Here is a 23,598-nt window from a genome sequence, read left to right on the forward strand (position 1 = left end):
GGCCCACCCCGCTGCGACTAGGGCGCAAGCGCCCAAGTCTCGCTGCCCCTCCCGCCTGCGGGAGGGGAAATTAGTTCCATCCCTCAACGGCAGCTCCCGCCCGAAAGCGGTCACGTCCCCCACCGCCGTATCACTGTATTATAACATTGACACACCAACATCCATACGCCACCCTTCCGCCAAATCAGGGGAGTCGGCAGCATGGCGACCATCGACGCATCTTTCGTTTCCGGCCGCCCCGCGCGCGGCGCCGACTGGCTCGGGCGCGCGGCGACCTTCTGCTACCTCAGCATCGCGGCGGGGCAATTGCTGTTCACCGCCTTCATCCTGCTCTTCTATTATCCTTCTTCGCTGTCGGGCGATTTCGCGGCGTGGAACGCCAAGCCGCTAATCAAGGGCTTCGTGCCCGGCGACACGGGCGGCAATCTCTTCTTCGCGGTGCATGTGCTGATGGCGGCGGTGATCACGCTCGGCGGCCTCGTCCAGCTGATCCCGGCGATCCGCGGCCGCTGGCCGGCGCTCCACCGCTGGAACGGGCGGCTTTATCTCGCGAGCGCGCTGGCGCTCGCGCTCGGTGGGCTGTGGCTCACCTGGGGCCGCGGGACCTGGCTGAACCTCACCGGTGCGGTCGGCATCACGCTCGACGCCTTGCTCATCCTCACCTTCGCTGCATTGGCGTGGCGCGCCGCCCGCGAACGCCGCTTCGCCGAGCATCGCCGCTGGGCGATCCGGCTGTTCGTCGTCGCGAGCGCGGTGTGGTTCATGCGCGTCGGCTATATGGTATGGGGCCTCGCAACCGGCGGCGCGGGGATCGGCAAGGCGATGGACGGCCCGTTCGACCTGTTCCTCGCCTTCGCCAACTCGCTGCTGCCGCTCGCCGTCGCCGAGCTCTATCTGCGCGCGGGCGCGCATGGCACGCCGTTCGCGAAAAAGGGCGTCGCGGCGCTGCTCGGCCTGTCGGGCCTTGTCATCCTCGCGGGCAGCGCGGGGGCGTGGATGATGATGTGGAGCCCCTATATTTAGGGCAGACTCCCGCTTGTCTTCGCGTCGCCAGCGGCTAGGTTCGCCGCCATGACCCGCCTCCTCGCGCTGCTGCTCGCCTTCTTCGCCCTCACCATGCCCGCGCGCGCCGACGACATCAGCGCCGCGTCGCGCAGCGTCGTGCGCGTCGTCACCGTCGCGATGGTCGACGGCGAGGTCGTCGGCTTCGGCCATGGCAGCGGCATCGCCATTTCGCCCACGCGCATCGTCACCAACGCGCATGTCGTCGAATCGGCGGCGCGCTATCCCGACAATGTCGCGCTCGGCGTCGTCCCGTCGGAGGGGCAGAAAAGCTATGCGGCGAAGCTGATCGCGATCGACACCAAGCGCGACCTCGCGCTGCTCGAGATCACCGAGGGGCGCGTGCCCGCCGCCGCGATCTACGCGGGGCCCTTCGAATCGGGCGCCGACGTCGTCGCGCTGGGCTATCCGGGCAATGTCGATGCCGCGACCGCGCGCGGCGCCGCCGACTATATCACCCCGCGCACCCCGGTGCGCAGCGAGGGCAATCTGTCGAACACGCAGGGCGTCGACGGGGTCGCGATGCTCGTCCACACCGCGCAGATCGCGCGCGGCAATTCGGGCGGGCCGCTGGTCGACCAGTGCGGACGCATCGTCGGCATCAACAATGCGATGACGCGCGCCGACGACGGCGATTCGCCCTTTTCCTTCGCGATCGCCAACCGCGAGCTGACGCGCTTCCTGACCGACGCGGGGCAGAATTTCGGCAGCATCGGCACGCCGTGCCTGACGCTGGCCGAGGCCGACGCGCGCGACCGCGCCGCGCTCGACGCCGATGCGCGCGCCAAGGCCGCCGCCAACGCCGACAAGGAGGCGGCCGCCGCGCTCGACCGCGAACTGCGCGAAACGCGCGCCGACGAAGACGCGCAGGCCGCGCGCGAGAATCGCATGGCGCTCGCGGGCGTGCTCTTCGTGATCGGCGCGCTCGCCGCGGGCGCGGGTCTGATGTTTCATAACCAGAAGAATGTGAAGAACGCCAAGATCGCGGGCGGCGCCGGCGCGGTGCTGATGCTGGTCGCGGCGATCCTGTTCGTCACCCGGCCGAGCGGCCATGGCGAGCTGCCCGCCGAGACCAAGGCCGGCACCGGCAGCGCCGACCTGCCCCCCGCGCTGGCAGAAGGCAATCTGCTCTGCACGATCCGCCCCGAGCGCAGCCGCATCACCGTGTCCGAAACCCCCGACGTCCCCGTCGCGATCGGCAAGGACGGCTGCATCAACGGCCGCACCCAATATGCGCAAGGCAGCGACGGCCGCTGGCAGCGCATCCTGGTCCCCAATGAGGAAGCAACGGTGACGATCGCGTCGATCGACGGCGCGGGGACCGACTACCGCGTCGACCGCTATCTGCTCGACGCCGAGACGATGGCCAAGGCGCGCGAGGTTCGCGCGGGGGTGGAGGTCAAGGGCTGCAGCGTCGCCCCCGACCAGCTCGCCGCCCTCGCGACGCAGCAGGACGCGATCCGCGCGGTGCTGCCCCCGAGCCCCAACGAGCGGCTCGTCTATTCGTGCCAGAAGCTCGCCAGGGGCACCGCGGTTACCCCTGCGGCGGCGCCTTGAGCCGCCAGCCGGCCTTCGGGTCGATCCAGCTGTAGAGGCTCATCAACTCGCCCGCGAACATGCCGTCGACGGTGCCGACCTCCTGTTGCAGATCGTCGCCCGCGCGCTCGTAATGATAAGAGCATAATTTGCGGTTCCAGAGCGTCGCGAGCATCTCCTCGCGGAAGAGGATGAGGATGCGGTCGTCGCGGGCCGGTGCATAGGGCGCCCGGCTGTGGACAATGCGGTGGCTGGCCATTTCGGCATCGCTCAGCGTGCCGCACAGCGCCGCACCCTCGCGTTTCACCCGGAAACGCGCCTCGGCGGCATGGGTCGGCAGGTTGTTGAAAATGATGATCTGGCGCACCACGACGATGCCGTCGCCGCGCAGGTCGAACCACGCCATGCCGCGACACGTCCGCGCGGCGGGATCGGGATCGAGGCACTGGATCTTGCCCGCACGCGCGGGCGCGAGCGGATCGGCCACGGGCTTCCATGCCGGATCGAGCCCGAAATCGGTGCCGCCGAGCAGCATCAGCGCAAGGGTCAGGGACATGGCGCGCTCCTCTCACCCCGCCCATCGGCCAAAAGCGTTGCGATCGGGTTAGTGCCGCGGCTGGGGCAATCCCTCGACCCAGCGTGTCACTATCGCCTGCGCCGGTGCGGTATAGGCGAGCTCGTGGCCGGCGCCCGCGACCAGCGCGACGGTCGCATCGGGGCGCGCGGCCTTGAGCCGGTCGAGATTGTCGGGCTTGACCAGCGTGTCGGCGTCGCCGTGGAGCAGGAAGACCGGCGCCGCGACCCGGCCGAGCTTCGCCGCATTGTCGAAGCGGTCGCGCACCAGCCAACGCGGGATGACCGGCACCTGGCTCTGCACCACCGCGGGCAGGTCCGAGAAGCCCGAAACGAGGATCAGCGCCGCGACCTCATGGCGCAGCGCCATCTCGGTCGCGGGGCCCGAGCCGATCGAATTGCCGACGACGACGATATCGCGCGGCGCTACCCCGGCGTCGGCGAGCCAGCGCATCGCGGCTTCGCCGTCGCGGTAGAGCCCCTCCTCGCCCGGCGACCCCGGGTTGCCGCCATAGCCGCGATATTCGGCGAGCAGCAGGCCGTGCCCCGCAGCGGCGGGCCCGCGCGTCGCCTCGATCGCGCCGAGCATATTGTCGCCATTGCCGTGGAAGAAGAGCAGGGTCTTTCTGCCCGGCGCGGCGCGGCGGTAAAAGGCCGACAGGCGCAGCCCGTCGTCGGTCTGCGTGTGGACGAGCGCGAAACCCGGGGGCGGCTCGGCGGGATATTGTGCGGGCGCGGGAAAGAGCAGGCGGCGCTGCTGGGTGTAGAGGATCGCGGTCGCGGCCAGCACGAAGACCAGCAGGAACAGCAGCAGGTTGATGACGATCTTCACGGACCCGGCTCAGAGGTCCAGCGCCGCGCGAATCCGCGCTGCCGCTTCGGCGGGCGCGACCGCGCCGGTGTCTACCGTCATCGCAGACTTAGGCAGCGGCGGATAAGCGAACGCCCCCGCCGCATCGAGCTCGCGCAGCATCGCCAGCGACGAGAGTTTCCCGCTCGCCTGCCGCGACGGCGCCTCGACCCGCGCCGCGACGACCTCGGGCGCGCACGTCAGTTCGACAAAATCGACCCGGCCGCCCGTCCCCTCGAACAGCGCCGCCGCGCGCTGCGGAAAATCGGGCGCGACGCTCGCCTCGGGATGGAAAGTGAAGATCAAGGAACGATCCTCGGCCGCCGCCGCGGCGAAGACGTCGAGCCACATCCGCTCGCGCAAGGCGACGAAACCCGGGCTCCCGAACGGAAACACCGCAAGCAGGGCATCGACCACCAGATGATTGTGAAACAGCGACAGGCCTGTGAGGGCCGCCAGCTCCTTCGCGACGGTCAGCTTGCCCGACGCAGCGGGTCCGTGGAGGAAGATCAGCCTCACCCCCCGCACGCCCTGAACAGCATCAGCGTGCGTTCGCGCGCGAGTTCGCTCGACGGCTCATGATAATCCTTGCGGCGATCGCTGTTGAAGCCGTGGTTGGCGTCATAGACGAAGATTTGCGCCGTCGGATGCTGCTTCGCGATCAGCGCCTCGACGCCCTCCATCGGAATGCCCGCGTCGAAGCGGCCGAAATGGGCGATCGTCGCGCATTGTGGGGCCTGATCCGCGAACTGGGTCGGCACGAGGCTGCCGTAATAAGAGGAGGCCGCGGCGAGGTCAGGGCTGATCTGCGCCATCCGCCATGCGACCGAGCCGCCGTAGCAATAGCCGGTGATGAAGACGGGGCCGCGGCCCTTCAATGCGTCGATGCAGGTCTGCGCATCCTTCAGGCTCTGCTCGAAGGGGTGGAGTTCGCGCGCCAGCTGCACCGCGCGTTCGAACTGCGGCCCCGAATAGTCGCTCTCGAACCCCGGATGCTCGCGGTCGAAGATCGCGGGGGCGAGCACCTCGTAACCGTCGGCGGCATATTCGTCGCACAGGTCGCGGATATGGTCGGTGACGCCGAAGATTTCCTGGATCAGCACCAGCCCGCCGCGGCGTTCGCCCTCGGCCTCGGCATGATAGACGGCAATGTCGGCGCCATCGTCCATCGTCATGCGGATCATCTCGCCCATATGCCTACCCCTCATCCGTTCGCCCCGAGCTTGTCGAAGTCCTGTCCTTCTGTCTCTCGACCTTTGAAGAAAGAACGGCCCTTCGACAAGCTCGGGGCGAACGGGTTTCAGGAGGCAGCGGGATTCACCCCACCCTCGCCTTGCATTGCAGTACAATCGTTGCTACGCGCGCCGCGACTTTGCAGCGGGGGTGTTTTTGGACACCATTCAAATCCGCGCAGCCATCCCCCAAGGGATCGTAGAAAAGGACTTTCGCGCGTGGAGAATTCCGGCGGCATTCAGGGCAACATCACGGCGGGCCTCGCGGGCCGCTATGCGGTCGCTTTGTTCGATCTGGCCCGCGAATCGAACGCGATCGACGCGGTGTCGAAGAGCCTCGCGGCGCTTCGTTCGGGCCTGGCCGAATCGGCCGACCTGTCGGCGCTGATCGCGAGCCCCGTCGTCGGCCGCAGCGATGCCGCCAAGGCGGTCGCCGCCGTCGCCAAGGCGATGAAGCTCGATTCGCTGACCGCCAAATTCCTCGGCGTGCTTGCCGACAACCGCCGCCTCGCCGACCTGCCCAAGATGATCGACGCGTTCGTCGCGATCGTCGCCGATCACCGCGGCGAAGTGACCGCCAAGGTCACCAGCGCGCACCCGCTGACCGCCGAGCAGCTGAAAGATCTGACGGCGAACCTCAAAACCCGTGTCGGCCGCGATGTCGCGGTCGCCACCACCGTCGATCCCGCCATCCTCGGCGGCCTCGTCGTCCAGCTGGGCAGCCAGCTGATCGACGGGAGCATCCGTACCCGTCTCAATAGCTTCGCGACTGCGATGAAAGGCTGAATAATGGAAATCCGCGCCGCTGAAATCAGCAAGGTCATCAAGGACCAGATCGCCAATTTCGGGACCGACGCCACGGTCAGCGAAATCGGTTCGGTGCTCTCGGTCGGCGACGGCATCGCCCGCGTCCACGGCCTCGACAATGTCCAGGCCGGCGAGATGGTCGAATTCGCCAATGGCGTGAAGGGCATGGCGCTCAACCTCGAAGCCGACAATGTCGGCATCGTGATCTTCGGGTCGGACTCGGAGATCAAGGAAGGCGACGTCGTCAAGCGCACCGGCACCATCGTCGACGTCCCCGTCGGCAAGGGCCTGCTCGGCCGCGTGGTCGATGGTCTCGGCAACCCGATCGACGGCAAGGGCCCGATCAAGGCCGACAAACGCATGCGCGTCGAAGTGAAGGCGCCGGGCATCATCCCGCGCACCTCGGTCCACGAACCCGTCCAGACCGGCCTCAAGGCGCTCGACGCGCTCGTCCCCGTCGGCCGCGGCCAGCGCGAACTGATCATCGGTGACCGTCAGACCGGCAAGACCGCCGTCGCGATCGACACCTTCATCAACCAGAAGCAGGCGAACGCCGGCGACGATGAATCGAAGAAGCTCTACTGCATCTACGTCGCCGTCGGCCAGAAGCGCTCGACCGTCGCGCAGATCGTGCGCCAGCTCGAAGAAAATGGCGCGATGGAATATTCGATCGTCGTCGCCGCGACCGCGTCGGAGCCCGCCCCGCTCCAGTATCTCGCGCCCTACACCGGCGTGACGATGGGTGAATTCTTCCGCGACAACGGCATGCACGCCGTCATCGTGTACGACGATCTTTCGAAGCAGGCCGTCGCCTATCGCCAGATGTCGCTGCTGCTGCGTCGCCCGCCGGGCCGCGAAGCCTATCCGGGCGACGTTTTCTATCTCCACAGCCGCCTGCTCGAGCGCGCCGCGAAGATGAACAGCGACAATGGTTCGGGTTCGCTCACCGCGCTGCCGATCATCGAAACGCAGGCGGGCGACGTTTCGGCGTACATCCCGACCAACGTGATTTCGATCACCGACGGCCAGATCTTCCTCGAAACCAACCTGTTCAACGCGGGTATCCGCCCGGCGATCAACGTCGGCCTGTCGGTGAGCCGCGTCGGCTCGGCCGCGCAGACCAAGGCGATGAAGAAGGTGTCGGGCTCGATCAAGCTCGAGCTCGCGCAGTATCGCGAGATGGAAGCCTTTGCGCAGTTCGGTTCGGACCTCGACGCCTCGACGCAGAAGCTGCTCAACCGCGGCGCGCGCCTGACGCAACTCCTGAAGCAGCCGCAGTTCCAGCCGATGCCGTTCGAAGAGCAGACCGCGTCGATCTTCGCCGGCACCAACGGCTATCTCGACAATGTCGCGACGACCGACGTGTCGCGCTACGAAGCGGCGATGATCGCCTATCTGCGCAGCGACCACGTCGATGTGCTGAAGACGATCCGCGAGACCAAGGATCTTGGCGACGACGCCAAGAAGGGCCTGGTCGCCGCGCTCGACGCCTTCGGCAAGATTTTCGCGTAAACACTTACCTTGTCATCCCCGCGAAAGCGGGGACCCAGTGCGACGCAGCGCAAGCTATCCCTAGGTTCCCGCTTTCGCGGGAATGACAAAATAGAGGAACCGACAGAGTGGCATCACTCAAGGAACTCAAAGGGCGGATCGTCTCGGTCAAGTCGACCCAGAAGATCACCAAGGCCAAGAAGATGGTCGCCGCCGCCAAGCTGCGCAAGGCGCAGGCGGCCGCCGAGGCCGCGCGCCCTTACGCCGAGCGTTTGGAGCGCGTCGTCGCCAGCCTCGCGTCGAAGGTCGGCGCGTCGGACTCGGCGCCGAAGCTGCTGTCGGGCACCGGCAAGAGCGACACGCACCTGCTCGTCGTGCTCAACAGCGACCGCGGCCTTGCCGGCGCGTTCAACTCGAACATCGTCAAGGCCGCGCGCGACAAGGCGCTCGAGTTGCAGGCACAGGGCAAGAAGGTCGTCTTCTACCTCGTCGGCCGCAAGGGCCGCCCGGTGATCAGCAGGCTCTTTCCGGGCCAGATCATCGAGCAGTACGAGACCACCGGCATCCGCGACATCGGCTTCGACCAGGCGAGCGAAATCTCGGCGAAGGTGATGGAGCTGTACGAAGCCGGCGCCTTCGACGTCGCGCATCTCTTCTATTCGAAGTTCCGCTCGGCGCTGCTCCAGATCGCGACCGGCCAGCAGATGATCCCGGTTCCGCCGCCCGCCGACGTTCCCGCTTCGAGCGGCGCCGCGGTCGAGTACGAGCCGGGCGAGGAAGAAATCCTCGCCGACCTCCTGCCGCGCAACGTCACGATCCAGATCTTCAAGGGCCTGCTGGAAAATGCCGCATCCGAACAGGGTGCGTCGATGACCGCGATGGACAATGCGACGCGCAACGCGGGCGACCTGATCAACAAGCTGACCATCGTGTACAACCGCACGCGTCAGGCGGCGATCACCACCGAGCTTATCGAAATCATCGCGGGCGCCGAAGCGCTCTAATCGATCAACCCAAGGAAGAAGATAATGGCTACCGCTCCCGAGAAGAAGGCCCCCGCCAAGAAGGCCGCTGCGCCCAAGGCTGCTGCGCCGAAGAAGGCTGCTGCTCCGAAGGCGGCCGCGACCGCCGGTACCGCCACGGGCCGCGTCGCGCAGGTCATCGGCGCCGTCGTCGACGTCCAGTTCACCGGCACCCTGCCCGCGATTCTGAACGCGCTCGAAACCGACAACAACGGCAACCGCCTCGTCCTCGAAGTCGCGCAGCACCTCGGCGAGAACACCGTCCGCACCATCGCGATGGACGCGACCGACGGCCTGACCCGCGGCCAGCCCGTGACCGACACCGGCGCGCAGATCACCGTTCCCGTCGGCCCGCAGACGCTCGGCCGCATCCTGAACGTCATCGGCGACCCGATCGACGAGCGCGGCCCGGTCAACGCCGGCATGTCGGCGCCGATCCACGCCAAGGCTCCCGAATTCGTCGACCAGTCGACCGAAGCCGCGATCCTCGTCACCGGCATCAAGGTCATCGACCTGATCGCGCCTTACGCCAAGGGCGGCAAGATCGGCCTGTTCGGCGGCGCCGGCGTCGGCAAGACCGTGCTGATCCAGGAACTGATCAACAACATCGCCAAGGGCCACGGCGGCGTGTCGGTGTTCGCGGGCGTCGGTGAACGCACCCGCGAAGGCAACGACCTCTATCACGAATTCCTCGACGCCGGCGTCATCGCCAAGGACGCCGACGGCAACCCGACCCCCGACGGGTCGAAGGTGGCGCTGGTGTTCGGCCAGATGAACGAGCCCCCGGGCGCCCGCGCCCGCGTCGCGCTGTCGGGCCTGACCATGGCCGAATATTTCCGCGACCAGGAAGGCCAGGACGTGCTCTTCTTCGTCGACAACATCTTCCGCTTCACGCAGGCGGGCTCGGAAGTGTCGGCGCTGCTCGGCCGTATTCCTTCGGCGGTGGGTTACCAGCCGACCCTGTCGACCGACATGGGCGCACTGCAGGAACGCATCACCTCGACCACCAAGGGCTCGATCACCTCGGTGCAGGCCATTTACGTCCCCGCGGACGACTTGACCGACCCTGCGCCGGCGACCTCGTTCGCGCACTTGGACGCGACGACGACGCTGAACCGCGCGATTTCGGAACTCGGCATCTACCCCGCGGTCGACCCGCTCGACTCGACCTCGCGCGTGCTGACCGCCGCGACCGTCGGCCAGGAGCATTACGAGACCGCGCGCCGCGTTCAGGAAACGCTGCAGAAGTACAAGTCGCTGCAGGACATCATCGCGATCCTCGGCATGGACGAGCTGTCGGAAGAAGATAAGCTTGTCGTCGCCCGCGCGCGCAAGATCCAGCGCTTCCTGTCGCAGCCGTTCCACGTCGCCGAAGTCTTCACCGGCATCCCCGGCAAGTTCGTCGCGATCGAGGACACGGTGAAGTCGTTCAAGGCCGTCGTCGACGGCGAGTATGACCATCTGCCCGAAGCGGCCTTCTACATGGTCGGCGGCATCGACGAAGTCGTCGCCAAGGCCGCGAAGCTCGCCGAAGACGCCTGATGAAGTTTCGGGCAACTGCCTTGCTTGCCGCCCTGTGCATAGCGTCGCCGCATTCGGCGGCCACGGTTCAGGAGGCAAGCCTGGCAGAACTGGCGGTGGATATCGCCTATGACAAATGCCCGAAGCTGCACGACGATGAGATCAAGCTCGACGGGCCGGAAATAAAGGCGCTTGGCTTTGTAGGGGCGCCTGAAACCCGCCAACATCCGCGGGTAGGCGCCATGCAAATCCTGAGCCTCAAGCGCGGCGACGGCGAGATTGTGATCGGCGCGGCCACCGAAACGGCCTTTTGCCAGGTCATGGTGCTCGGCCCGCAGCGCGAGACGGCCCACGCCGCCCTTCGGGCGAACCTCGGTCGGTTGGGTATCGATTTTTCGCCCGATCCGGCCAGTTCGTCCGCGAATGAATATTCCACCGTCGAGGGCCTCAGTGCCAGGCCCGAAGAAGGCGTGACGGTGGGCGTCCAATTCATCAATGCCTCTGGGCCCCGCGGACAAATGGCCGCGTTCCAGGTTTTCATAACGGATCAGTAAGATGGCTCTGAAGTTCGAACTCGTCACCCCCGCCCGCCTCGAGCGGACCGCCGATGTCTATATGGTCACCGTACCGGGCAGCGAAGGCGACTTCTCGGTGCTCGAGGGGCATGCGCCCTTCATGGCGACGCTGCGCAACGGCCCGCTGACCATCTATGCCAAGCAGGGCGCCGAGCCCGAGACGATCGAGGTCGAAGGCGGCTTTGCCGAGGTCAATGAGGCGGGCCTCACCGTCCTCGCCGAGCATATCGCCGGCTGACGCCTCAACCGCCCGATCCGGCAAAACAAACGCCCGCATCCCCCCGATGCGGGCGTTTTTGCGTCGGCCGCCCGGACCCGCCACCCGGCCATTAGGATAATGTCAAAGTTTCCGCGCTATTCACCCTGTCGATTGGGGGTTCGCATGCTTCGGCTGCGCGACATCCATGGATATGATTCGGAAGCAGGACAGCATCATGAGCGCATTCGGACGCCGCCCCGGTACCGCAGGACGCCCCGCCTTTGGCGTGGCGAAACCGATGCAGGGCGGCGCGGGCGCGCCTTCGGGCGGCGGCCAGTTCCCCGCGATCGACGCCGCCCCGCTGCCCGATCCGCTGGCGAGCGCGGCCCCCGAAATGGAAGCGATGGAGCGGCTCAACCAGCGCTCGTCCGCCGAGAATATGGAGCCCGAAAAGGCGCAGGGGTTCGAAGCGAGCGTCCACAAGATCAAGGAACAGGTGCTGCCGCGCCTGCTCGAACGCGTCGATCCCGAGGCCGCAGCGACGCTCAGCAAGGACGAGCTGACCGAGGAATTCCGTCCGATCATCCTCGAGGTGCTCGCCGAGCTTCGCATCACGCTCAACCGCCGCGAGCAGTTCGCGCTCGAAAAGGTGCTCGTCGACGAGCTCTTGGGCTTCGGCCCGCTCGAGGAATTGCTCGCCGACCCCGACATCAGCGACATCATGGTCAACGGACCGTATCAGACCTATGTCGAGCGCAAGGGCCAGCTGATCATCGCGCCGATCCAGTTTCGCGACGAACAGCATCTGTTCCAGATCGCGCAGCGCATCTGCAACCAGGTCGGTCGCCGCGTCGACCAGACCACGCCGCTCGCCGACGCCCGCCTCAAGGACGGCAGCCGCGTCAACGTGATCGTGCCGCCGCTGAGCCTGCGCGGTACCGCGATCTCGATTCGTAAATTCTCGGCCAAGCCGATCACGCTCGACATGCTCTGCCAATGGGGCGCGATGAGCCAGAAGATGTGCACCGCACTGAAGATCGCGGGCGCCAGCCGCTTCAACATCGTCATCTCGGGCGGTACGGGCTCGGGCAAGACGACGATGCTCAACGCGCTGTCGAAGATGATCGACCCCGGCGAACGCGTGCTGACGATCGAGGACGCCGCCGAACTTCGCCTGCAGCAGCCGCACTGGCTGCCGCTCGAAACGCGCCCCGCGAACCTCGAGGGCAATGGCGCGATCCACATGGGCGACCTCGTCAAGAACGCGCTGCGTATGCGCCCCGACCGCATCATCATGGGTGAGGTTCGCGGCGCCGAATGTTTCGATCTCCTCGCCGCGATGAACACCGGTCACGACGGCTCGATGTGTACGCTCCACAGCAACAGCCCTCGCGAATGCCTCGGCCGTATGGAAAACATGGTCCTCATGGGCGACATCAAGATCCCCAAGGAAGCAATTTCGAAGCAGATCGCCGATTCGGTCGACCTGATCGTCCAGATCAAGCGCCTGCGCGACGGTTCGCGCCGCGTCACCAACGTCACCGAGGTGATCGGCATGGAAGGCGACGTCATCGTCACCCAGGAATTGTTCAAGTTCGAATATATGGACGAGGACAAGGACGGGAAGATCATGGGCGAATATCGCTCGATGGGCCTGCGCCCCTATACGCTCGAAAAGGCGCGCCAGTTCGGTTTCGACCAGCCCTATCTCGAGGCGTGCCTCTAGATCACAGCCGCATACCCAGCCAGATCACCGTCTCGGTCGATGCGCCCACCAGCGGATCGATCAACCGCGACCAGCCGGTGCCGGTCGAATGTTCGGCCGACCGATCGTGATGCGCCTGTTCCTCCGCGACGATCTCGCGCAGCGCCGCGACTGCGGCAGGGTCGACGCCCTCGAGCGCCGCGATCTGGTCGTGCATATGGCGCAGCACCACGCGCTCGATCGCGACCGTCGTCGCGGCGATCGCACCGCGTCCCGCAAGCCCGGTAGCCGCGCCCAACACGAAGCCGCCGAGCCCGCACCACAGATAGCTGCGGCAGCGGCGACGGTTCCGATGGCGCAATTCGGCGGCAAAGCGCGCGCGATGGTCGCGCTCGTGCGCCAGGAATTCGTCAAGCTCGTCCAGCATCTCGGGCGCGCGCCAGCGCGCGAACCAGCGTTGGGCGCGATATATGCAGACCGCGCCATGTTCGCCCGCATGATCGACCTTCATCACCCGGTCGCCCAAGGTTTCGCCGGCACCGAGCCGCGCGGCCAGGCGGGTCGCCATCATTTCTGATGGATCCAGAAGGCGAGCGCGAAGATCGCGACGCAGGCCGAGGCGAGCGCGATCCCGCGCCACGGCATGAAACCCACCCGGTCGACGTCGCGGCGGTTGTTGCGGCGCCAGCTCGCCCATTCGGCGATGCCGCACAGCACAGCCGCGCCGATGCTCACCGACAGCATGGACACTTGCATCCGAGCCTTTCCCTTCGCACTATGGCCGCTCCCCCAACCGGGCCGGCACCGACCGGCCCGCTCCCCGAGAGAGGTGCCCGATATGCGTCATTTCCATGCCGTTGCAAGTGCAGCGCTGATCGCCGTTGCCGCGTGCAGCGCGCCCGCGTCGAACGCCACCGCCAGCGAAGCCGCCAAACCCGGCGACGCGATCGCCGCCGCGGTCGCCGCGCCGACGCGCACCCCGGCCAATGTCGCGCGCGACCCCTATCGCCACCCCGCCGAAACGCTCGCCTTTTTCGGCGTGAAGCCCGGCGACACGGTGGTCGAGCTGTGGCCGGGCGGCGGCTGGTACACCGAAATCCTCGCGCCTTTGGCCAAGAGCGGCGGCGGCACGCTCTATGTCGCGGCGCCGTGGGAGCGCGGCCTCAACCGCTTCAAGGAGAAGCAGGCGGCCGACGCCGCGACCTATGGCGCGGTCAAGCTGGCCGAATTCCCGCAGGCAGGCGCGAACCCCAAAGTCCCCGACGCCAGCGCCGACGTCGTACTGACCTTCCGCAACGTCCACAATTGGCGCTTCGACGGCACCGACAACACGGCCAATGCCTTCAAGCAGATCTATGCGATGCTGAAGCCCGGCGGCACTTTGGGGGTCGTCGACCACCGGCTGAACGAAAGCGACGATGCCGCGAAGGAAGAGAAGTCGGGCTATATGAAGGAAAGCTCGATCATCGCCTTTGCCGAGGCCGCGGGCTTCAAGCTGGCGGGCAAGAGCGAGATCAACGCCAATCCCAAGGACACCAAGGATTATGAGAAGGGCGTCTGGACGCTGCCGCCGAACCTGCGCGAGGGCGAAAAGGACCGCGACAAATATGTCGCGATCGGCGAATCGGACCGCATGACGCTCAAATTCGTGAAGCCCGCGAGCTGATCGGGTCAGAATCTGCCCTTCACGCGACTGAGGTTTGAGGCGATTTTGTTCAGGGCCAGGAAGCGAGGCGCAGGCATATGCATATATTCCAAGGCTCGCTGACGCAGCCGTGGACAAAATCGACCAAATCCCGAAGGGACGCCGAAATGGCTTCGATCTCGCCTCCGCGCGGCCTTGCAGGTAGAACCACTACCTGTCGCGGCCCCGCGAAGGCGATATCTTCGCCATTTCGACGCCTCAGCCGCGTGAAGGGCAGATTCTGACCCGCCCGTTCGAGACCATAGACCCCGCGCTGCTGCTCAGCGCCTATGCGCAGGGGCTTTTCCCGATGGCCGACGCGGCGGACGACCCGTCGGTCCATTGGGTCGAGCCGCGGCTGCGCGCGATCCTGCCGCTCGGTGGCTTCCGCCTGTCGCGCCGGCTGAAAAGGACGATCGTCGGCGAGCATTTCCACGTCACCACCGACCGCGCCTTCGCCGACATGATGGCACTCTGCGCCGAGCCCGCCGCCGACCGCCCGACGACGTGGATCAACCCGGTGATCAAGGCGAGCTACGAGCGGCTCTTCCGCCTCGGCCATGCGCATAGCGTCGAATGCTGGCAGCGAGGCGAGCTCGTCGGCGGGCTGTACGGCGTGACACTGGGCCGGGCCTTTTTCGGCGAATCGATGGTCAGCCGCGTGCGCGACGCGTCGAAGGTCGCGCTCGCGCATCTCGTCGCGCGGCTGATCGCGGGCGGCTGGCAATTGCTCGACTGCCAGTTCATCACCCCGCACCTCGAGTCGCTCGGCGCGATCGAGATCAGCCAGGCCGACTACCTCGCGCGGCTCTATTCGGTGTTGGCGGGCGGCGGCGCGGCAGGCGCCGGAGCCGGGGTCGCGGCGGGCGCTGCCGGCTGGGTGCCTTCGCCGCCGTTCGCCGCGGGCGACTGGGGCGCGCTCGACGCCTTGGGCGCCGCGCCCGATTCGGACTTGGCGACCGCGCGCGCGACGGGCTCGCCGCCCGGATATGTCATCGCGCAGCTTTTGACGAAGACGTCGTAGATCGGGTGCTGGATCACGTTGCGCTCGGGGCGTTCGCGAAAGATCCAGCCCGAAAAGACGCGGTACCACTGGTCGTCGCGCTGATCCTGTACCGTCAGCTGGACGAAGGCGCCGGTCTCGGGCGGATCTTCCCACGGCGCGGTCGTCTCGCAGGCGCGCAGCCGCACGATCGCACGGCCGACGCGCGCGCTGTCGCCGGGCTTCATCTCGAGATCGCGGACCAGCCCGTTGCGCTTGTTGAGCAGGCCGACGATGGCGACGCGCTCCGCCATCGGGGTCGCGCCCTCGATGCCGCCGACCTCGGCGGGCACACGCTCGGACTTGGCGATCGTCTGGACGGTGGCGCTGCCATTGCCCTTGGGCGCGCCGCGGTCGCAGCCGGCGAGCGCCGTCGCGGCGAGCAGCGCGATCAGCGCGGTCGGGATCGGGCGCGCGCGCATGCGGTTCACTCGGCGCCGGGGCGCCACGCCTCGTAATCGCCGGTCGCGGCGGCGCGGCGGCCGCCGCGTTCGAGCGCGCCCGCGGGGCGATAGGCGCCCGTGCTGCCGGTCAGGTTCGCGCTCGGGTCCTTTTCCCAGGCGCGCGGCGCGGGCAGGATGTCCGCGGGAAGCTCGTCGAAAGTGCCGTGCAGCCAGCCGTGCCATTCGGGCGGCACCCGGCTCGCGTCGTTCGATCCCTTATAGATCACCCAGCGGCGGTTACCCTTCTTGGCGCGGTGATAGGTGTTGCCGAGGCTGTCCTCGCCGACCTTCTCGCCGCTCGCCCAGCTGTTGAGGAGCGTGCCGACGGTTGCGCCGTCCCACCAAGTGAAAATCTTGCCTAAAATGCCCATGGCCGCGCGTTTACAGGCAAGGAGAGCGGTCGCGCAAGCGCCAAAGCGGCATCACACTTCCCCTTTTTCCGTTTGTCCTGAGCTTGTCGAAGGACCGTCCTTCCTTTCGACGGTGGCAAAAAAGAACAGCCCTTCGACAGGCTCAGGCCGAACGGGGAATAGTGGGTGGCTCAATCTTTCCACGTCACCGTCGCGCTTTCGTCGATGCCGAGCCGGGCCGCGGTGCCCCCCGCGAGCTCGAGCACCGCGCCCACCTCGCCGCCGCTGACCACCGGCTCCAGATTTTCGGGGATGGTGTTTTCGGCGATGCGGTCGATGCTGCCGTCGGTGCGGATGAAGATCATGTCGAGCGGGATCAGGGTGTTCTTCATCCAGAAGCTCGCATATTTGGGCTTCGCGAACGGAAACAGCATGCCGCCGCCCTCGGGCAGGCTGGTGCGGAACATCAGCCCCTTTTCCTGCTCCTCGGGCGTGCGTGCGACCTCGACGTTGAAGACATGCGCCTTGTCCGCCATCTTCACCGTCACCGCGGTCGACGAACTTTCGGCCGCGGAATCGCCGCCCGAACAGCCGGCGAGCGGCGCTACCAGCATCAGGGCAAGGGCGGGAAACAGTGCACGCATCGGCCATCCTTTCGCCGGTTGGGAGGGCCCTGCCCTAATCGCGCCCCGCTTCGTCGTCCAGCGCCGCCAGCGCCGCGTCGTCCCCCGGGCGAATCGCGAGGATGCGCCGCGCGAGCCCGAGCGAATGGCCGGCGCGCGCAAAGGCCGCGACCTGTCGCTCGCGCTTCGCCGGATCGTCGACCGCGATAGCAGCAAAGGGCCCGAAACGCCGCCGCCGCGCGAATCCCAGCGCCGAGGCGAGCGCAGCATCCTCGGCGCTCTCGACCGCGTCACCCGCATCGTCGGGGGCGATGCCGTCGACGAAAAGCTGCGCCTTGACCCGCCGCACCCCCAGCCCGCGCCGCGTCATCGCCGCGCCGCGCATCGCGGCATATTGCCGGTCGTCGACGAAACCCAGCCGCTCGGCCTTCGCGACCAGCGCCTCGCACACCGCGACCGGGTCGGCGTCGCCCTGCCATTCGGATTCGCGTATCTTTCTCGACAGATAGCGCATCAATTTGGCACGGCTGGTGGCGAATCGCACCACATAGGCCAGCGCCAGCTCGCCGAGCCGCGCTGCGTCCAGGGGTTTTCTGGCCCGGTCGGATCGCGCGCGGGAATTGACCATGCCATGTTTATGCCACAGTCGGGCCCGATTGAGAACGACCAGCGCCGCCATATCGGGCACCAATGCCTGAAAATAGGCGATTTGTTCCAACGATAAGGGATCGCGCAGCACGTATGGCCCAGAAAGATGACATGCTTGTTGCCGCGCGCCCCGCATCGCGGGATGCCGGAGCTCCTATGAACGATAGCAAGATTGACGCAGCCGACGCGCTCGTGCCGACGCCGACCGAATGCGCACAACCGCGCCGTTTTTCGGACTTCGCCACCGTCGGCGAAGCGCTCGACTATGCCGCCAGCGGCACCCGCGGGCTCAATTTCCACGACCCGCGCGGCAAGCTGGTGCGCCCCTATCCATATAGCGAGCTCAAGGCCGATTCGCTCGCCACCGCCTACCGCCTGATCGCGGCGGGGGTGAAGCCCGGCGACCGCATCGCGCTGATCGCCGAGACCGGCGCCGAATTCGCCGCGCTCTTCTTCGGCACGATCTACGCCGGCGCCTGGCCGGTGCCGCTGCCGCTGCCGACCAGCTTCGGCGGGCGCGACAGCTATGTCGGCCAGCTCGTCGTCCAGCTGACCAGCTGCGACCCGACGATGCTTTTCTTCCCGCCCGAAATCGCCGCGATGGCGGTCGAGGCGGCCGAGAAGCAGAATGTCGCGCCGATCGACTGGAGCGAATTCGCCGCGCGTCCCGCGCCGGCGGCCGATCTCCCCGAACAGAAGACCGACGAGACCTGCTATCTCCAGTACAGCAGCGGCTCGACGCGCTTCCCGCACGGCGTCGCGGTGACCCACGGCGCCCTGCTCAACAATCTCGCCGCGCATTCGCACGGCATGAACGTCCAGGACAGCGACCGCTGCATCAGCTGGCTGCCCTGGTACCACGACATGGGCCTCGTCGGCTGCCTGCTCTCGCCCGTCGCGAACCAGGTGTCGGTCGACTATCTCAAGACCGAGGATTTTGCGCGCCGTCCGCTCGCCTGGCTCGACCTGATCAGCCGCAACGCGGGCACCACGCTTAGCTATTCGCCGACCTTCGGCTACGATATCTGTTCGCGCCGCGTGTCGAGCCAGACGCATGTCGCCGACCGCTTCGACCTGTCGCGCTGGCGCGTCGCGGGCAATGGCGCCGACATGATCCGCCCCGACGTGATGCAGCATTTCGTCGACGCCTTCGCCGACGCCGGGTTCAAGGCGAGTGCCTTCCTGCCGAGCTACGGCCTCGCCGAAGCGACGCTCGCGGTCAGCATCATGCCGCCGGGCGAGGGCATCGTCGTCGAGCTGGTCGAGGAAACCGAGCTGTCGGGCGCCGCGAACGACAGCGGTCGCCCGACGCGCTACCGCGCGATCGTCAACTGCGGCAAGGCGGTCAAGGACATGACCATCGAGGTCCGCGACGAGGCGGGCAACATCCTGCCCGACCAGACCGTCGGCAAGGTGTGGTGCACCGGCCCGTCGCTGATGACCGGCTATTATCGCGACCCCGAATCGACCGCCGCCTGCATGGAGGACGGTTGGCTCGACACCGGCGATATGGGTTATTTGTCAGGTGGTTACATCTATATCGTCGGCCGCGCCAAGGACATGATCATCATCAACGGCAAGAACCACTGGCCGCAAGATATCGAGTGGGCGGTCGAGCAGCTCCCCGGCTTCAAGTCGGGCGACATCGCCGCCTTCGCGATCACCGCGCCGGGCGGCGAGGAGACGCCGGCGGTGCTCGTCCAGTGCCGCACCAGCGATGATGCCGAGCGCGCCGCGCTGCGCGAAACGATCCGCGACCGCGTCCGCGCGATCACCGGCATGAACTGCCTGATCGAGCTGATCCCGCCACGCACCTTGCCGCGCACCAGCTCGGGCAAGTTGAGCCGTTCGAAGGCGCGCGCGCAATATCTCGCCGGTGAAATACAGCCTTTCGCAATAGCAGCCTGATTTCCGTCCCGCACCGGGACGGAAAAAGCATTCGCGAACTCCCGGATAGTTACTTTCAAGTAACCCCGTTTCGCTAGACCGGTCCCGTGACCAGGGTGGCGAACGATCCGATTCCGACCGACGAGATTCCCGTGCGTGCGCTGCTCGGGCTGAACCCGCGCGACCAGGACATCGGCGACCTCAGGCAGCTGCAGCTCGCGCCGCTCAAGGGGCGCGGCAAGCTGCGCCTGCTGATGGGGCTCGGCATGACGATCGTCGCGGTGCTGACGATGCTCAGCACCATCCCCATCGCCATCGTCGGCGGCTGGGCCGCGGCGACCATCCTCTTCACCCTCTGGTCGTGGCAGGTCGTCTCGCGCCTGCCGATCGGCGAGCTCCATCATTCGGGCGCCGCCGAATTTTCGCTCTGCCACCGCCACGCCGCCTATTCGGCGATCGTCTGGGCAGCGCCCTTCTGGCTGCAGGGCCTGTCGCCCTCGCCCGACCATATATTGTCGATGTGGACCGTCGCGCTGCTGATGATGCTGACGCTGGCGATCGTCGCGCACACGCTGCCGATGGCGTGCCTGATGTTCATCGTGCCCGTCAGCCTGTCGGCCGCGGCCGCGCTGGTGGTCGCCGGCGCCCCGGCGCAGGCGGGGATCGCGGTCGCCGCGGGCGCGCTGCTCTCGGGCTTCTGCATCCGCTTCGCGCAGAGCCACGTCCGTTTCCGCCGCGCCGAGGAAGTGCTGCACGAAAAGACCGAGACCGTCAGCCTGCTGCTGCGCGAGTTCGAGGAAACCTCGGCCGATTGGCTGTGGCAGACCGACAACGCCCGCCGCCTGATCCACGTCACCCCGCGCCTCGCCTTCGCGCTCGGTTCGCCCGCCGACCAGCTCGAGGGGCTGCCCCTGCTCCAGGCGCTCTCGGGCGACGCGTGGGAGACGGGCAACTTCCCCAAGAGCCTGCACGACATGGCCGAGCGGATGAAGCGCCGCGAGAGCTTCTCGAACCTCATCGTTCCCGTGACGATCGACGGCACCCCGCGCTGGTGGGAGCTGTCGGCCTCGCCGCGGCTCGACGAGGCGGGCAAGTTCCTCGGCTTCCGCGGGGTCGGATCGGACGTCACCGAACAGCGCGCCTCGGCCGAGCAGATCGCCAAGATGGCGCGCTTCGACAATCTCACCGGCCTGCCCAACCGCCTCAGCATGAACGAGGACCTCGAGCGCGCGCTGACGCATGCGATCGAGGCCAAGACGCGCTGCGCGCTGCTGATGATCGACCTCGACCGCTTCAAGGCGGTCAACGACACGCTCGGCCATCCGGTCGGCGACAAATTGCTCGCGCAGGTCGCGGCGCGGCTGCGCAGCATGATGGAGCACAGCATGACCTGCGGGCGGCTGGGCGGCGACGAGTTCGGCGTCGTGCTCCACAATCTGCCGTCGGCCGAAGAGGCCGAGGGGCTGGCGCGCCGCATCATCGCGACGCTCAGCCGGCCCTATGTCGTCGACAACCACCAATTGTTCGTCGGCGCCAGCGTCGGTTACGCGATGGGCCCGCAGGACGGTGCGACGGTCGAGACGCTGACGCGCAACGCCGACCTCGCGCTCTACAAGTCGAAGGACAAGGGCGGCAACGTCGTCGCGGGCTATGTCGCGTCCTTGCACGCCCAGGCCGAGGAACGCCGCGTGATGGAGCAGGAACTGCGCGGCGCGCTCGATCGCCGCGAGTTCGAGCTTTATTACCAGCCCGTCGTCACCGCCAACGACGGCACGCTCAACGGTTTCGAGGCGCTGATCCGCTGGAACAACCAGAATCTCGGCAATGTGTCGCCCGGCCGCTTCATCCCGCTCGCCGAGGACAGCCGCCTGATCTCGCCGATCGGCGAATGGGTGCTGCGCACCGCGTGCCACGAGGCGATGCGCTGGCCCTCGAACCTCAAGGTCGCGGTCAACGTCTCGGCCGAACAGCTCACCGACCCCGCCTTCGCCTCGGTCGTCGTCTCGGCGCTCGCGCAGAGCGGGCTGCCGCCGCACCGGCTCGAGATCGAGGTGACCGAAAGCGTGTTCCTGCGCGACGGCGGCGGCGCGGCGCAATTGCTCGACCAGCTGATCAGCCTCGGCATCCGCCTCAGCCTCGACGATTTCGGCACCGGCTATTCGTCGCTCGGCTATCTGCGCAAGACGCAATTCTCGACGATCAAGGTCGACCGCAGCTTCGTCGTCGGCGCGGCGAAGGGCGTCACCGAATCGATCGCGATCATCCGCGCCGTGGTCGCGCTCGCCGACAGCCTCGGCATGTCGACGACCGCCGAAGGCGCCGAGAGCGAGGTCGAGGTCGAGACGATTCGCAGCCTCGGCTGCAGCAATATCCAGGGCTATTATTACGGCCGCCCGATGCCCGCGGCCGACGTGCTGACGCTCTTCCGCCCGCCCGCCGGACAGGCCGTCGCCGCTGCCTGACGCGGCGAGCCGAGCCGCTCTGTCGACGAATCGAGCGGCCTTTCAAAAGGTTCCCCGGCTCACCCCGCCAGCGATGCGATTCGTCGCGCGGCGGGTGGTTTGTTCCGCCCGCCGTGGCAGAGACACTCCAACGCTTGAACACAAGCCATCGGGGGGTCGCTTTCCATGTCAGCCAGCCGCTTTTCAGCAGCCATCGTCGCATGCGTCATGCTGCTCGCTACCGCGCTGACCGCCACCCCCGCCGCCGCCGCTTCCTACCTCCAGTGCGTTCCCTTCGCGCGCGCCGAATCGGGCGTCGAAATCCGCGGCAACGCCGGCACCTGGTGGGCGCAGGCCGCGGGTCAATATGAGCGCGGCGACGAACCGCGCGAGGGCGCCGTCATGGCCTTCGCCGGCACCCGCGCGATGCCGATCGGCCATGTCGCGGTGGTCAAGAAGATCGTCGGCGACCGCGAAATCCTGATCGACCATGCCAATTGGTCGCCGATCAACGGCCGTCGCGGCCAGATCGAACGCAACGTCCGCGTCGTCGACGTCAGCGCCGCGGGCGACTGGAGCTCGGTGCGCGTATGGTACGCCCCGATCGGCGACCTCGGCCTTCGCCCCAATCCGGTGCAGGGTTTCATCTATGCGGGTGGCACGCCGCGCAAGGCGCCGAGCTTCGAAGCCCCCGTCTGGGCGAAGAGCGACTGGAAGCCCGGCAACGGCCTCGAGCTGATCGCCGCCTCGCTCGGCCAGTAAGCCCCCGGCGCTTTGGCGCTACCTAAAGACCAACTTCATACCTATTTCTTACCAATCTGCTTGCGGGCGGATACGCCGTGCCTATGCTCGTCCCTCGAAGGGGAAGCGGCATGGCGTGGATGAAGACACTGGTTCTGATCGTCGCGGCGCTGATCGCGACCGTCGCGCACGCCAAGACCCCGGTCGAACGCCACGGCCAGCTCCGCATCGAGGGCACGCGGGTGGTCGATGCGCAGGGCGCCCCCGTGACCTTGCGCGGGATGAGCCTGTTCTGGAGCCAGTGGATCCCGCGCTATTATAACGAGGCGACCCTCCGCCGCCTGCGCGACGAGTGGGGCATCACTGTCATCCGCGCCGCGATGGCGGTCGAGCATGGCGGTTATCTGACCAACCCCGAGGCCGAGGCGGCGAAGGTCGAGGCGGTGATCGAGGCCGCGACCAAGCTCGGCCTCTATGTCATCGTCGACTGGCACGCGCACCAGCCGCACCCGGCCGAGGCCGCTGATTATTTCGGCAAGCTCGCGGCGAAATATGGCGACCGGCCGAACCTGATCTACGAAAGCTATAACGAGCCGCTGCCCGAACATGGCTGGGCAAAAGTGCTGAAGCCCTATCATGAGCGCGTACTCGCCGCGATCCGCGCGCACGATCCCGACAATATCGTCGTACTCGGCACCAGGAGCTGGAGCCAGGACGTCGACGAGGCGGCGGCCGACCCCGTCGCGGGGACCAACATCGCCTATACGCTTCACTTCTACGCCGCGAGCCACAAACAGCCCTATCGCGACAAGGCGCAGGCCGCGCTGGACCGCGGCGCCGCGCTGTTCGTCACCGAATATGGCACGACGCAGGCGAGCGGCGACGAGAGCATCGATGCCGCCGAAGCGCAAATCTGGTGGGACTGGATGGAGGCGCGCGGGATCGGCTACGCCAACTGGTCGATCGCCGACAAGGACGAGATGTCGGCGATCTTCAAACCGGGCACCGCGACCGACGGGACGTGGCGCGAGGAGGATATTACCGCGTCGGGCAAGCTGGTGCGCGCGCAGCTCCGCAAGATGGCGGGAATCGAATAGCTCCCCTCCCGCAGGCGGGAGGGGCAGCGAGACTTGCGAACTTGTTCGCTAGTCGCAGCGGGGTGGGCA

The 23,598-nt window shown here is 67.1% G+C and carries 24 protein-coding genes and 1 pseudogene; 15 read left to right on the plus strand and 10 right to left on the minus strand.

Going from position 1 to position 23,598, the window contains the following annotated elements; genetic code table 11:
- The first annotated feature begins 201 nt into the window (after positions 1-201).
- Together ATE62_RS21020 and ATE62_RS21025 are read left to right on the plus strand one after the other, a co-directional pair.
- Entirely contained in the window at positions 202-1,023 is an 822-nt protein-coding gene (locus tag ATE62_RS21020; protein ID WP_058809673.1) for a DUF2306 domain-containing protein, read from the plus strand.
- Positions 1,024-1,071: 48 nt separating this feature from the next.
- Positions 1,072-2,619, plus strand: coding sequence for a S1C family serine protease (locus tag ATE62_RS21025; RefSeq protein ID WP_058809674.1), 1,548 nt, complete (start codon positions 1,072-1,074; stop codon positions 2,617-2,619).
- Here ATE62_RS21025 and ATE62_RS21030 read toward each other — a convergent pair.
- Genes ATE62_RS21030 through ATE62_RS21045 form a run of 4 tightly spaced genes read right to left on the minus strand, consistent with a single transcriptional unit; the run spans position 2,597 to position 5,214 of the window.
- Positions 2,597-3,154, minus strand: a complete 558-nt coding sequence (locus ATE62_RS21030) for a hypothetical protein (RefSeq protein WP_058809675.1) — start codon at positions 3,152-3,154, stop codon at positions 2,597-2,599. The two genes, ATE62_RS21025 and ATE62_RS21030, sit on opposite strands and share 23 nt — an antisense overlap.
- A gap of 48 nt (positions 3,155-3,202) precedes the next feature.
- Entirely contained in the window at positions 3,203-4,003 is an 801-nt protein-coding gene (locus ATE62_RS21035; RefSeq protein WP_058809676.1) for an alpha/beta hydrolase, read from the minus strand.
- Positions 4,004-4,012: 9 nt separating this feature from the next.
- Positions 4,013-4,540 (minus strand): AAA family ATPase, encoded by a 528-nt coding sequence (locus ATE62_RS21040; RefSeq protein ID WP_058809677.1) that lies wholly within the window; start codon positions 4,538-4,540, stop codon positions 4,013-4,015.
- Entirely contained in the window at positions 4,537-5,214 is a 678-nt protein-coding gene (locus ATE62_RS21045; protein ID WP_058809678.1) for a dienelactone hydrolase family protein, read from the minus strand. Before ATE62_RS21045 ends, ATE62_RS21040 begins: the two co-directional genes overlap by 4 nt.
- 258 nt (positions 5,215-5,472) lie before the next feature.
- Between ATE62_RS21045 and ATE62_RS21050 the strand changes: the two genes are divergently transcribed.
- From ATE62_RS21050 to ATE62_RS21080, 7 genes are all read left to right on the plus strand, one after another.
- Positions 5,473-6,039, plus strand: a complete 567-nt coding sequence (locus ATE62_RS21050; protein ID WP_058809679.1) for a F0F1 ATP synthase subunit delta — start codon at positions 5,473-5,475, stop codon at positions 6,037-6,039.
- 3 nt (positions 6,040-6,042) lie between these two features.
- Positions 6,043-7,572, plus strand: a complete 1,530-nt coding sequence (atpA, locus tag ATE62_RS21055; protein WP_058809680.1) for a F0F1 ATP synthase subunit alpha — start codon at positions 6,043-6,045, stop codon at positions 7,570-7,572.
- Between the two features lie 107 nt (positions 7,573-7,679).
- Entirely contained in the window at positions 7,680-8,555 is an 876-nt protein-coding gene (locus ATE62_RS21060; RefSeq protein ID WP_058809681.1) for a F0F1 ATP synthase subunit gamma, read from the plus strand.
- A gap of 24 nt (positions 8,556-8,579) precedes the next feature.
- Complete coding sequence (atpD, locus tag ATE62_RS21065) at positions 8,580-10,115, plus strand: F0F1 ATP synthase subunit beta (protein WP_082662950.1); 1,536 nt, start codon at positions 8,580-8,582, stop codon at positions 10,113-10,115.
- A complete protein-coding gene (locus ATE62_RS21070) occupies positions 10,115-10,648 on the plus strand; it encodes a hypothetical protein (RefSeq protein ID WP_058809682.1) in 534 nt (177 codons plus the stop codon). Before atpD ends, ATE62_RS21070 begins: the two co-directional genes overlap by 1 nt.
- Position 10,649: 1 nt before the next feature.
- A complete protein-coding gene (locus ATE62_RS21075; protein WP_058809683.1) occupies positions 10,650-10,907 on the plus strand; it encodes an ATP synthase F1 subunit epsilon in 258 nt (85 codons plus the stop codon).
- A 196-nt stretch (positions 10,908-11,103) separates the two neighbouring features.
- Entirely contained in the window at positions 11,104-12,594 is a 1,491-nt protein-coding gene (locus ATE62_RS21080; protein ID WP_058809700.1) for a CpaF family protein, read from the plus strand.
- 1 nt (position 12,595) lies between these two features.
- Here ATE62_RS21080 and ATE62_RS21085 read toward each other — a convergent pair whose 3' ends face one another.
- The gene (locus tag ATE62_RS21085; protein WP_058809684.1) at positions 12,596-13,144 is read right to left on the minus strand and encodes a demethoxyubiquinone hydroxylase family protein; all 549 of its coding nucleotides are present in this window, start codon (positions 13,142-13,144) and stop codon (positions 12,596-12,598) included.
- Complete coding sequence (locus ATE62_RS23990; RefSeq protein ID WP_231736362.1) at positions 13,141-13,329, minus strand: hypothetical protein; 189 nt, start codon at positions 13,327-13,329, stop codon at positions 13,141-13,143. Before ATE62_RS23990 ends, ATE62_RS21085 begins: the two co-directional genes overlap by 4 nt.
- Positions 13,330-13,411: 82 nt before the next feature.
- On the opposite strand from ATE62_RS23990, the gene ATE62_RS21090 reads away from it, so the two are divergent.
- Positions 13,412-14,239 carry a class I SAM-dependent methyltransferase gene (locus tag ATE62_RS21090; RefSeq protein WP_058809685.1) on the plus strand — a complete coding sequence of 276 codons (828 nt, stop codon included), beginning with the start codon at positions 13,412-13,414 and terminating at the stop codon, positions 14,237-14,239.
- 256 nt (positions 14,240-14,495) lie between these two features.
- Positions 14,496-15,281: a leucyl/phenylalanyl-tRNA--protein transferase gene (gene aat, locus ATE62_RS21095; protein ID WP_443028880.1), complete on the plus strand. Its 786-nt coding sequence runs from the start codon at positions 14,496-14,498 to the stop codon at positions 15,279-15,281.
- Between the two features lie 35 nt (positions 15,282-15,316).
- Here aat and ATE62_RS24090 read toward each other — a convergent pair.
- The 4 genes and pseudogenes from ATE62_RS24090 to ATE62_RS21115 form a co-directional block, all read right to left on the minus strand.
- Positions 15,317-15,721, minus strand: a pseudogene (locus ATE62_RS24090) (DUF2155 domain-containing protein); the annotation flags it as partial.
- A gap of 5 nt (positions 15,722-15,726) precedes the next feature.
- Positions 15,727-16,113 carry an NADH:ubiquinone oxidoreductase subunit NDUFA12 gene (locus ATE62_RS21105; RefSeq protein WP_058809690.1) on the minus strand — a complete coding sequence of 129 codons (387 nt, stop codon included), beginning with the start codon at positions 16,111-16,113 and terminating at the stop codon, positions 15,727-15,729.
- Positions 16,114-16,283: 170 nt separating this feature from the next.
- Positions 16,284-16,736: a DUF192 domain-containing protein gene (locus ATE62_RS21110; protein ID WP_058809691.1), complete on the minus strand. Its 453-nt coding sequence runs from the start codon at positions 16,734-16,736 to the stop codon at positions 16,284-16,286.
- A gap of 34 nt (positions 16,737-16,770) precedes the next feature.
- Entirely contained in the window at positions 16,771-17,343 is a 573-nt protein-coding gene (locus ATE62_RS21115) for a regulatory protein RecX (RefSeq protein WP_058809701.1), read from the minus strand.
- Positions 17,344-17,519: 176 nt separating this feature from the next.
- Between ATE62_RS21115 and ATE62_RS21120 the strand changes: the two genes are divergently transcribed.
- From ATE62_RS21120 to ATE62_RS21135, 4 genes are all read left to right on the plus strand, one after another.
- Positions 17,520-19,271, plus strand: coding sequence for a fatty acyl-AMP ligase (locus tag ATE62_RS21120; RefSeq protein ID WP_058809693.1), 1,752 nt, complete (start codon positions 17,520-17,522; stop codon positions 19,269-19,271).
- A gap of 86 nt (positions 19,272-19,357) precedes the next feature.
- Positions 19,358-21,712 (plus strand): putative bifunctional diguanylate cyclase/phosphodiesterase, encoded by a 2,355-nt coding sequence (locus ATE62_RS21125; RefSeq protein WP_058809695.1) that lies wholly within the window; start codon positions 19,358-19,360, stop codon positions 21,710-21,712.
- 207 nt (positions 21,713-21,919) lie between these two features.
- Positions 21,920-22,453: a CHAP domain-containing protein gene (locus ATE62_RS21130; RefSeq protein ID WP_058809696.1), complete on the plus strand. Its 534-nt coding sequence runs from the start codon at positions 21,920-21,922 to the stop codon at positions 22,451-22,453.
- A 119-nt stretch (positions 22,454-22,572) separates the two neighbouring features.
- Positions 22,573-23,529 carry a glycoside hydrolase family 5 protein gene (locus ATE62_RS21135; protein WP_058809702.1) on the plus strand — a complete coding sequence of 319 codons (957 nt, stop codon included), beginning with the start codon at positions 22,573-22,575 and terminating at the stop codon, positions 23,527-23,529.
- The last annotated feature ends 69 nt before the right edge of the window (positions 23,530-23,598 follow it).

The organism is Sphingopyxis sp. HIX (assembly GCF_001468285.1).
GTDB lineage: Bacteria > Pseudomonadota > Alphaproteobacteria > Sphingomonadales > Sphingomonadaceae > Sphingopyxis.

Coding starts and splice junctions, on each gene's coding strand:
- ATE62_RS21085 (WP_058809684.1), bottom strand. CDS start 13,144: ATGATGGCGACCCGCCTGGCCGCGCGGCTCGGTGCCGGCGAAACCTTG.
- ATE62_RS21130 (WP_058809696.1), top strand. CDS start 21,920: ATGCTGCTCGCTACCGCGCTGACCGCCACCCCCGCCGCCGCCGCTTCC.
- ATE62_RS21115 (WP_058809701.1), bottom strand. CDS start 17,343: ATGGTCAATTCCCGCGCGCGATCCGACCGGGCCAGAAAACCCCTGGAC.
- atpA (WP_058809680.1), top strand. CDS start 6,043: ATGGAAATCCGCGCCGCTGAAATCAGCAAGGTCATCAAGGACCAGATC.
- atpD (WP_082662950.1), top strand. CDS start 8,580: ATGGCTACCGCTCCCGAGAAGAAGGCCCCCGCCAAGAAGGCCGCTGCG.
- ATE62_RS21070 (WP_058809682.1), top strand. CDS start 10,115: ATGAAGTTTCGGGCAACTGCCTTGCTTGCCGCCCTGTGCATAGCGTCG.
- ATE62_RS21090 (WP_058809685.1), top strand. CDS start 13,412: ATGCGTCATTTCCATGCCGTTGCAAGTGCAGCGCTGATCGCCGTTGCC.
- ATE62_RS21030 (WP_058809675.1), bottom strand. CDS start 3,154: ATGTCCCTGACCCTTGCGCTGATGCTGCTCGGCGGCACCGATTTCGGG.
- ATE62_RS21080 (WP_058809700.1), top strand. CDS start 11,104: ATGAGCGCATTCGGACGCCGCCCCGGTACCGCAGGACGCCCCGCCTTT.
- ATE62_RS21120 (WP_058809693.1), top strand. CDS start 17,520: ATGAACGATAGCAAGATTGACGCAGCCGACGCGCTCGTGCCGACGCCG.
- ATE62_RS21025 (WP_058809674.1), top strand. CDS start 1,072: ATGACCCGCCTCCTCGCGCTGCTGCTCGCCTTCTTCGCCCTCACCATG.
- ATE62_RS21075 (WP_058809683.1), top strand. CDS start 10,650: ATGGCTCTGAAGTTCGAACTCGTCACCCCCGCCCGCCTCGAGCGGACC.
- ATE62_RS23990 (WP_231736362.1), bottom strand. CDS start 13,329: ATGCAAGTGTCCATGCTGTCGGTGAGCATCGGCGCGGCTGTGCTGTGC.
- ATE62_RS21020 (WP_058809673.1), top strand. CDS start 202: ATGGCGACCATCGACGCATCTTTCGTTTCCGGCCGCCCCGCGCGCGGC.
- ATE62_RS21110 (WP_058809691.1), bottom strand. CDS start 16,736: ATGCGTGCACTGTTTCCCGCCCTTGCCCTGATGCTGGTAGCGCCGCTC.
- ATE62_RS21105 (WP_058809690.1), bottom strand. CDS start 16,113: ATGGGCATTTTAGGCAAGATTTTCACTTGGTGGGACGGCGCAACCGTC.
- ATE62_RS21045 (WP_058809678.1), bottom strand. CDS start 5,214: ATGGGCGAGATGATCCGCATGACGATGGACGATGGCGCCGACATTGCC.
- ATE62_RS21135 (WP_058809702.1), top strand. CDS start 22,573: ATGAAGACACTGGTTCTGATCGTCGCGGCGCTGATCGCGACCGTCGCG.